At 34.4% G+C, this 8,754-nt stretch carries 7 protein-coding genes; all 7 read left to right on the top strand.

The genetic code is table 11. The features are described 5' to 3' along the window. The first annotated feature begins 28 nt into the window (after positions 1–28). The 7 genes from ACHRV5_RS03175 to ACHRV5_RS03145 are packed head-to-tail and all read left to right on the top strand — an operon-like array spanning position 29 to position 8,745. A complete protein-coding gene (locus ACHRV5_RS03175) occupies positions 29–364 on the top strand; it encodes a hypothetical protein (RefSeq protein ID WP_131701552.1) in 336 nt (111 codons plus the stop codon). 22 nt (positions 365–386) lie between these two features. Next, positions 387–2,189 carry a cytochrome P450 gene (locus ACHRV5_RS03170; protein WP_395425727.1) on the top strand — a complete coding sequence of 601 codons (1,803 nt, stop codon included), beginning with the start codon at positions 387–389 and terminating at the stop codon, positions 2,187–2,189. A 54-nt stretch (positions 2,190–2,243) separates the two neighbouring features. Then, positions 2,244–3,554, top strand: a complete 1,311-nt coding sequence (locus ACHRV5_RS03165) for an NAD(P)/FAD-dependent oxidoreductase (protein ID WP_395425726.1) — start codon at positions 2,244–2,246, stop codon at positions 3,552–3,554. A 32-nt stretch (positions 3,555–3,586) separates the two neighbouring features. After that, a complete protein-coding gene (gene fabD / locus ACHRV5_RS03160; protein ID WP_395425725.1) occupies positions 3,587–5,863 on the top strand; it encodes an ACP S-malonyltransferase in 2,277 nt (758 codons plus the stop codon). A gap of 32 nt (positions 5,864–5,895) precedes the next feature. After that, the gene (locus tag ACHRV5_RS03155; protein ID WP_395425724.1) at positions 5,896–7,215 is read left to right on the top strand and encodes an NAD(P)/FAD-dependent oxidoreductase; all 1,320 of its coding nucleotides are present in this window, start codon (positions 5,896–5,898) and stop codon (positions 7,213–7,215) included. A gap of 20 nt (positions 7,216–7,235) precedes the next feature. Beyond that, entirely contained in the window at positions 7,236–7,469 is a 234-nt protein-coding gene (locus ACHRV5_RS03150; protein ID WP_047778066.1) for a phosphopantetheine-binding protein, read from the top strand. A 16-nt stretch (positions 7,470–7,485) separates the two neighbouring features. Further along, the gene (locus ACHRV5_RS03145) at positions 7,486–8,745 is read left to right on the top strand and encodes a beta-ketoacyl synthase N-terminal-like domain-containing protein (RefSeq protein WP_395425723.1); all 1,260 of its coding nucleotides are present in this window, start codon (positions 7,486–7,488) and stop codon (positions 8,743–8,745) included. Positions 8,746–8,754 lie beyond the last annotated feature (9 nt).

The raw sequence follows: 8,754 nt of genomic DNA, 5'->3' as shown, positions 1-8,754 counted from the left end.
CATAAAATAACATAAAAAAAACGTAACAATGCTAGTATCTATAACTAAAATTAAAAGCACATCACTATTAAAATCAATGTCTCTATTCTCTGTAGAATACAGACTGAAAAAACAAATGAAAGAAGTAAAGTGTTTAAAATATAGAAGTCTAAAGCTTTTCAGGATAGTCTACACAATGACATTATGGAGAGACCATGAACATATGTTAGAATTCAGAAACAATGGAGAACATAGAAATGTGATGAAAGATATAGGTAAAATAGCAGTATATGGCGCCTATGTTTCCTATGAAACAGAAAAAAGTCCTTCATGGAAATCTGCTATAAAGGTGTTAAACGAAAAAGGAAAGAAAGTAAACTATTAACCGATTTATTAAATTATAGAATATGGAAATTGAAAAACAATTTTATCCAATTAGGCTAATAAACATTAGTGAATTAAAGGATAATAAAATGATTGGTGTTAATAAAGAAAATGTAGAACTTGTAGTGGTTAATAATCACGACGGGATTAAAATATTTCAAGGACTATGTCCACACGAAAAAGAACTTCTAAGTTTCGGAGAAATTGACGAAGAGCTAAACATTGTATGTCCAGCACATCAATGGAAATTTAATTCCCTGTCAGGAGAAAATAAATGTAATCCAAAAGGCAGCCTAAAAACGTTCTATTATGAAATCGTTAATGGGGATATTTTTATTGATAAAAACGAACTTTTAGATCATAAAAGGGAGATGGAAAATGCGCCTGCGCAAAGACAAATTCGTATAAAAACATTAAAAGATTTACCGGGTCCAAAAGCAATACCTGTTTTCGGAAACTCATTAAGCTTTCTTTCCAAAATGACAAAAGTGCATTTACAATACGAAGAATGGGCAAAGCAATATGGGTCTTTTTATAAGATTAATGTTAATGGAGAAGACGGAGTAGTAATTTCGGAAGCGTCTTTTATCAAGGAAATTCTAAATCAGCGGCCTTATAAATACAGGCGTTTCAAAAATATCAGACCAGTATTAGAAGAGATGGATGTTCATAACCTTTTCTCAACAGAAGGAGATGAGTGGAAAAGAAGTAGAAAATATGTAACCCAGGCATTATCAAATAAAGTACTCCGATCGTTTTATCCATCGATAAAAGAAACTACCGAAGATCTCTATAATCACTGGGAGAGAACATTAGAAAAAACTTCAGAGATAGATGTGCACAAAGACATTTTTAATTACTCCTTTGATATTATATCTTATTTAGCATTTGGACAGAAAATAGGAACTGTCGGAAATGAAGAAAGCAAGATTCAGAACAATTACAAAAGAGTAATGAACATGATTCAATTTCGAATTGTGGTTCCTTTTCAATATTGGAAATTTTTTAAACTACCTAAAGATCATAAGTTAGATAATGATCTAAAAGAAATAAAGGAAGGTATTTGGAAGTATATAAATGAAGCAAAAGAAAGGATCAGATTAAATCCTGAATTAAAAGAAAACCCAACAAACTATATTGAGGCATTACTACAAGCAACAGATGATCAAGGCGTATACCTGACAGATGAAGAGATTTATCCGAGCATATTTGGTACGCTCGTAGCAGGAGAAGATACTACTGCTAATACCATATTATGGGTACTTCATTACATCACAGATTATCCGGAAGTCCAAAAAAAAATGAGGAAAGAAATATCACTTGTTTTAGGAGATGAGAAGTTTTTGCAAGTAATGGATGATTCCAATGAGTTGGAATATGTAAATGCAGTTATTTATGAGGTGATGAGGTTAAAACCAGTAATTCCTGTTATAGCCTTAACTACAAATGAAGACTGTATTATTGGAGAATATGAAATACAAAAAGATACAGACGTATTTCTGTTATCGCACTACAGAGATCAGGAAAGTTGCCCTTTTTTAAAGAGAGAAGCATTTGACCCGGAGCGCTGGGTAGAAAGTAAGAGTATTACATTTCATACCAATCAAAGTAATCTTATTCCTTTTGGACTTGGAAAAAGGATATGTCCGGGAAAATCATTGGCAATGGTAGAAATGAAAACCATTTTGTGTATGATTTTAAAAAATTATGAAATAAGTAAATCAGACAAAGAAAATAAGGTAGAAGACCATTTTAATACAACGCTGGGACCGAGTAAATTCAGTATAAAAATAGGGCGTATAAATGCGCCAGTTGCGGTGGTATAAAAGCGAATCATTTGAATTATAAACTAAAGCCTTAGATTTTTTAAAAACTATAAAATGGATAATAAAACGGCAATTATATTAGGAGGAGGTATTTCTGGATTATTGGTTTCAAAAGTACTCAGCAAAAAGTATGAAAAAGTAATCATCATCGAAAAAGACAAATTGGAAGATAAACCAGAAGTACGACAAGGACAATCTCATGCAGGACAGTTTCATGTGTTGCTGCTTAGAGGCTTAAATACCTTAGAGCACTATTTTAAGGGGATTACAGGAGAGCTAAAAGATAGTGGCGCGGTAGAGTTAGATCTGGGAAATGGTGCCTACTGGTATTCTTATGGAGGAGTAAAACAAAACAAGATTACAGGTATAAACACCTTATTATCTAGCAGAAAAATAATTGACTATACACTTCGAAAAAGGGTAGAGAAAATACCTAATGTTCAAATAGTAGATAAAACCAAATATATTGATCTTATTGAAGAAAACGGAACAATTAAAGGCGTGAAAGTTAAAGGGATAGATACTGACGAATATGAAATAAAATCAGATTTGGTTATTGATGCAACCGGAAGAGGTTCCTTAACGCCTAAGTGGTTAGAGAATAACAATTTCTCAAAAGTAGAAGAGGAGAGAACCGTTGTTAATATTACCTACAAAACAGCTATATACAACAGCCCCAAAGGAGGACTTCAGGACGGAAAGATGCTGATGTACTCGCCAACATCTCCCGAAAAAATAGGAGTAGTGATACAACCTATTGAAAATAATCAAAACTTGGTTTGTGTAGCGGGTTGGCATAAAGAAGATCCTCCGACTGATGAAGATTTACTTGAATTCCTTAAACAATTACCGGATGAAAGATTTTATAAGGTATTATCTGCATGCAAAAAAGAGAGTGATTTTGTAACCTACAAGGTTCCTTATTGTTTAAGGAGATATTTTGAAAAATTAGCTGATTTCCCTAAAGGATTCCTTCCGATAGGTGATGTGTTTTGTAATTTGAATCCGGCACATGGACAAGGTATAACCTCAGCTTGTTTGCAAGTAGAAATTTTAGAGAAGCTAATACAGAAACATGATCCGGCAAATATGTCTGCAATCTATTTTAAAAAAATAGTTAAGGTTTTAGATGAGTGTTGGAGTGCCTCAGCCTATGAAAATTTCAGATACGAGGAAACTATAGGTATAAAACCTAAAGCACTAAACCTTGTTAATAAATATATGGTAGCAATTCATAAAGCAGCCAATAAGGATGCATCAGTATATGCTGAGCTGGTAAAGGTTTCTGTTATGATAAAACCTGCAATGAATTTATTTTCTCCTCCTTTTATGTGGAAAGTATTCGCGGCTAATATGCGTAAATAGTTTTTTTATTAATTAAAACCAAGGAAGAACCAATGAAAGCAATAATGTTTCCAGGACAAGGAGCCCAATACAAAGGAATGGGGAAGGACCTTTTTGAGAAGTATAAAGATAAAACGGAAATAGCCTCAAATATCCTCGGATATGACCTAGAAGAATTATGTCTCAAAGATCCAAAAAAAGAACTTAACAAAACAGAATTTACCCAACCTGCTTTGTTTGTTGTTAACGCATTAAAGTACGAGGAACAATTTGCTTCAACCCAAGCAAATTATTTTATCGGTCATAGTTTAGGCGAATATAATGCTTTATTGGCAGCAGGAGCATTTGATTTTGAAACAGGAGTACGAATTGTACAAAAGAGAGGAGCTTTGATGGGAGAAGCTTCCGGGGGAGCTATGGCAGCTGTTTTAGGATTAGATGAAATTGCTTTAAAAGAAAAATTGGAAGAAGGAGGACATCATGCTATAGATATTGCTAATTTCAATACCCCAGCACAAGTAGTAGTATCTGGTCCTGAAGCTGCAATCAATCAGTTGGTAAAAGATTTTGATCAGCAAAATATAAAAATTATTCAATTGCTGGTTACAGCACCATTTCACTCCAGATATATGCAAAGCGCAGTAGAAGAGTTTAATAATTTTATTCATAAGCTAGAATTCAATAAGCTCAAAGTTCCGGTAGTTTCTAATGTTACGGCTAGAAGTTATAACCAGCATCAAATTAAAGATTTACTGAGTAAGCAAATTGCAAGTTCGGTGCAATGGGTAGATTCTATCCGTTATCTGATGGGGAAGAATGTTAAAGAATTCGAAGAAGTAGGAGGAGATAGATTAACCAAAATGGTTGAGCAAATTCAGAGCAATTGTACGCCCATCTATGAAGAAATAAAGATAGGAAAGGGAATCTTTAATAGCGAAAAGCAAGTAGAGAAAGCAGCAACAGAAACAACCATCAGCCATAGAATAAATACATTAGGAAGTAGCACATTTTGTAAAAGATACGACACCTCTTATGCCTATGTAGCAGGAGGTCTCCATATGGGAATAGCTTCTGTAGAGATGGTAAAAAAAATGGCGAATTCTCAGATGTTAGGTTTTTTGGGAACCAAAGGGCGCACCATAAAAGAAATTAATAACGATATAGAAAAGCTTCAGGAACAAGTAACAAAAGAAAGACCTTTTGGAGTTAATTTATATCACAATATTCTTGAACCCAATAAAGAAATTGAATTAGTTAATAAGTTGTTAGATAATGGGATTACAATAATTGAAGCAGGAGGATTTAGCCAAATCACCCTGGCATTGGCCTATTTTAGGACGGTTGGATTAGTAAGGAAAAAGGATCAGAGTATAAAATGTAATAACCAAATCATAGCCAAAATATCGCGACCAGAAGTAGCAGAAGGTTTTATGAAACCAGTTCCTGAAAGACTTATTAAAAGGTTGTTGGACAAAGAATGGATTACACAAGATCAAGCAGAAATGGCAAGAGAAATTCCTTTAAGTGGTGATATCTGTATTGAAGCAGACCCTGGAGGCGTTACGCATAGAAGCGCTGCATTTGTTTTGTTTCCTTCTATAAAAAGTTTACGCAACCAAATACAACAGCAATATGAGTATAAAGAACCCATACATCTTGGAATTTCCGGAGGAATAGGAACACCGGAAGCGGCTGTTAGCGCTTTTGTCATGGAAGCCGATTTTGTACTTACAGGTTCAATTAATCAGTGTACTGTAGAATCTTGTTTAAGTGCTATAGCCAAAGAGTTATTGCAAAATAGTGATGTACAAGATACAGCCTACATCCCGGACGAAGAACTATTTGAGATCGGTATACAAGCTCAGGTATTAAAGAAGGGAGTTCTCTTCGCAACACGTGCCAAAAAACTATACGAGTTGTACCAACGATATGATAGTTTAGAGGCAATACCTGATGATGTAAGGGAGCAATTAGAGCTTAAATACTTCAAGAAAACTTTGCCTGAAGTATGGAAAACGATCAAGCAAGAGTTTATACAAAGAGGTGAAATATCACAAATAGAGAGTATAGAAGAAAGACCTAAGAAAAAGATGGCGACCCTATTTAAGTATTATCTAAGGCTGGCAAGTCAATATGCATTGGATGGAATTACAGAGGAACAAGGTAATTTTCAAATACAAAGCGGAGCAGCTTTAGGAGCATTTAATCAATGGGTAAAAGGAACTCCATTAGAAGCATGGCAAAATAGACATGTAGATGAAATAGGCATAAAAATTATGGAAGCTGCAGAAAAACTAATGAAGAATAAATTCACGTTGGCCGAAGTATAATTACGAAGTAAAAATAGTAAAATAGTAAGAGTATGAATACCAAAAGAGAACATGCAGTAGTAATCGGAGGGAGTATGGCCGGTTTAGTTACAGCAAGAGTACTAAGCAAACATTTTAGAAATGTAACCATTATAGAAAAAGATAAAGTAAATGATAAACCAGAGACGAGAAAAGGACAACCTCAAACCAGGCACATTCATTTGGTATTAGCCCAGGCAATGAATATACTCTTGGGGTATTTTCCTTTGCTAAAAAAAGAATTAATAGAAGCCGGGGCATTAGAACTGGATGTATGTAATGATTATAATTGGTATTCTTACGGAGGATATAAGAAAAAAGGAGTTACAGGAATTACAGCCCTTACTATGACAAGGGAACTTCTGGAATATCATGTAAAAAAGCATGTTTTGAGCATCGGGAATATTACGATTCTAGATGAAACCAAAGCGTTAGAAATGAAAATGAAAGATGAAAATGTCTACGCCTTAGTATTAGAAAAAGCAGGAGAAAAACAGCTTATAAATACCGATTTTGTAGTAGACGCATCAGGAAGAGGAACCAGAGCTTATAAATGGTTAGAGCAGCATGGATATGCGACACCAGAAGAAACTAAGATCAAGATTGATATAATGTACGTAACAATATTATTGGAGCGTAAAGAAATACCTCAAGGAAAAAAAGCAGAAGTAATTAGCTACACTCCTGATGCACCAAACGAAAAATTAGGAGCTGTACTTATGCCTATTGAAGAGAATAGATGGGTACTTACGCTAATAGGAATGAGAGGAGTTGAACCACCCCAAAATGATGAGGAATTATTAAAATTCTTAAAAGGACTTCCTATTTCAGGATTATATGATACTGTATCAGAAGCTAAGAGACTTACCGATTTTCTAGTATTTAAATGCCCACATAGTATAAGAAGACATTATGAAAAACTAAAAAAATTCCCGGGCTCTTATGTTGTTTTAGGAGATGCAGTTTCAAACTTCAACCCTATGTATGCGCAAGGAATGGCATCCTCTATATGCCAGGCCAAAGTTTTAGACGAAGTACTTACAATTATTCCAGCAAATGATAAAGTATTTAAGCCTCATATAAAAAAAGTAAATGCCGTAATAGAAGATTTTTGGACTGCGGGCTCTTATGAAGATTTTAAATATCCTGAAACAGAAGGAGAAAAACCTGTTGGACTAAAAATGGTTAATGGATACATGAAAGCTTTGCAAAAAGCAGCCAATAAAGACACAGAATTATTTAAAGAAATATTAGAAGTAGCGGGATATCTTAAATCAGGAAAAACACTATTTAGACCCAAAATTATGTGGAAAGTATTTAAAACAAATTTATAATTAAAATAAAAAACAAGAATATGAAAAATCAAATAATAGAGCAAATCAGAGAAAATTTACTTGAGATTATTCCAGAACTAGAAGGAAAAATAATATCTAATGATGAGAAACTATCAGATATTGGAGCAAATTCTATCGATAGAGCAGAATTAATCGCATTAACATTAGAACAATTAGAGAAAGAAATTCCTAGAATAGAATTAGCAGGAGCACAAACCATAAATGAATTAGCAGAATTGATTGCTGAAAAATAAAAACACCTGCGTTGCTATGAGTACAGATCAAATACATAAAGCTTGTGTAACAGGAATGGGAGTCGTTACTCCAGTAGGAATAGGAATTCCCGCTTTTACAGAGGCTTTAAAAAACGGAAAATCGAATTTTGCTATAAAAGAGTATGTTATAGAAGATAGAACCTTTAAATACGTATATGGGAAAGTAGAAGATTTTGATCTAAAAAAAAACATATCAGATAGTGAGTTTGAGGAGCATTGGAAACTAAAAGTTAAACGTTTACGGGATATTTCATTAAGTACTGCTTATGGAACATTTTGTGCTCTGGAAGCTTGGCATCAAGCCAAGCTTCCGTCAACGATAGATAAAAGTAAAATAGCTATAGTTGTAGCAGGCAGCAATACACAACAGCAGCATTGTCAGGATATCAGAGAAACGTACAAAAATAAAATGCAATTCATGAAACCTTCCTATGGATTCAATTTTTTGGATAGTGATATGATTGGTGTAGCATCAGAATTATTTGAGATTACAGGAGAAGGATTTACAGTTGGAGCAGCCAGTGCCAGTGGAAACATGGGAATCATTCAAGCTTGCAGACTTATAGAAACTCAAGCATATGATGTCGTTATGGTAATTGCTCCTATGATGGATTTATCCGTTTATGAATACCAAGGATTTTCGGCTTTGGGAGCTATGCAGCCAGTAGCATCAGAGACAGCGGAAATTCCCCTGTACAAACCTTTTGATATCAATCATTCAGGATTTGTATACGGACAAAATGCTGGAGCAATTATTTTAGAATCAATGCAGCATGCGGAGCAAAGAAAAGCAAAAGTGTTTGGAACGATATCAGGCTATGGAGTGACACTAGATGCCAATAGAAACCCAAATCCTTCAGTAGATGGAGAACAAAAGGCTATAGCTAAAGCGATACAAAAAGCAGGTATTCTGGCAGAACAAATTGATTACATTAATGCGCATGGTACAGGGGCAAAACTGGGAGATCATACAGAGATTGAAGCTTTGATTAATCTGGAACTCAGAAACAAACCGATAAACAGCACAAAATCACTAATTGGTCATGGTATCACAGCAGCAGGAACTGTTGAAGCTATTGCGAGTCTGATACAAATGAATGGAAATTTTGTGCACGAAAATCTTAATTTAGAAACACCGATAGATTACCCTATGGACTGGATACAAAGTTATAGAGAGGCCCATTCAATACAATACGCATTAAGTAATAGTTTTGGTTTTGGAGGTATCAATACAGCTATTATTCTAGAAGCATAACCAAAATAG

The sequence above is a fragment of the Flavobacterium sp. FlaQc-52 genome (assembly GCF_044007495.1).
GTDB lineage: Bacteria > Bacteroidota > Bacteroidia > Flavobacteriales > Flavobacteriaceae > Flavobacterium > Flavobacterium cupriresistens.
This window is presented reverse-complemented; position numbering and strand designations above follow the sequence as displayed.

Bases quoted from the DNA above. Each gene is read 5' to 3' on its own strand.
- ACHRV5_RS03175 (WP_131701552.1), top strand. From the start codon at position 29: ATGCTAGTATCTATAACTAAAATTAAAAGCACATCACTATTAAAATCA.
- ACHRV5_RS03170 (WP_395425727.1), top strand. From the start codon at position 387: ATGGAAATTGAAAAACAATTTTATCCAATTAGGCTAATAAACATTAGT.
- ACHRV5_RS03165 (WP_395425726.1), top strand. From the start codon at position 2,244: ATGGATAATAAAACGGCAATTATATTAGGAGGAGGTATTTCTGGATTA.
- fabD (WP_395425725.1), top strand. From the start codon at position 3,587: ATGAAAGCAATAATGTTTCCAGGACAAGGAGCCCAATACAAAGGAATG.
- ACHRV5_RS03155 (WP_395425724.1), top strand. From the start codon at position 5,896: ATGAATACCAAAAGAGAACATGCAGTAGTAATCGGAGGGAGTATGGCC.
- ACHRV5_RS03150 (WP_047778066.1), top strand. From the start codon at position 7,236: ATGAAAAATCAAATAATAGAGCAAATCAGAGAAAATTTACTTGAGATT.
- ACHRV5_RS03145 (WP_395425723.1), top strand. From the start codon at position 7,486: ATGAGTACAGATCAAATACATAAAGCTTGTGTAACAGGAATGGGAGTC.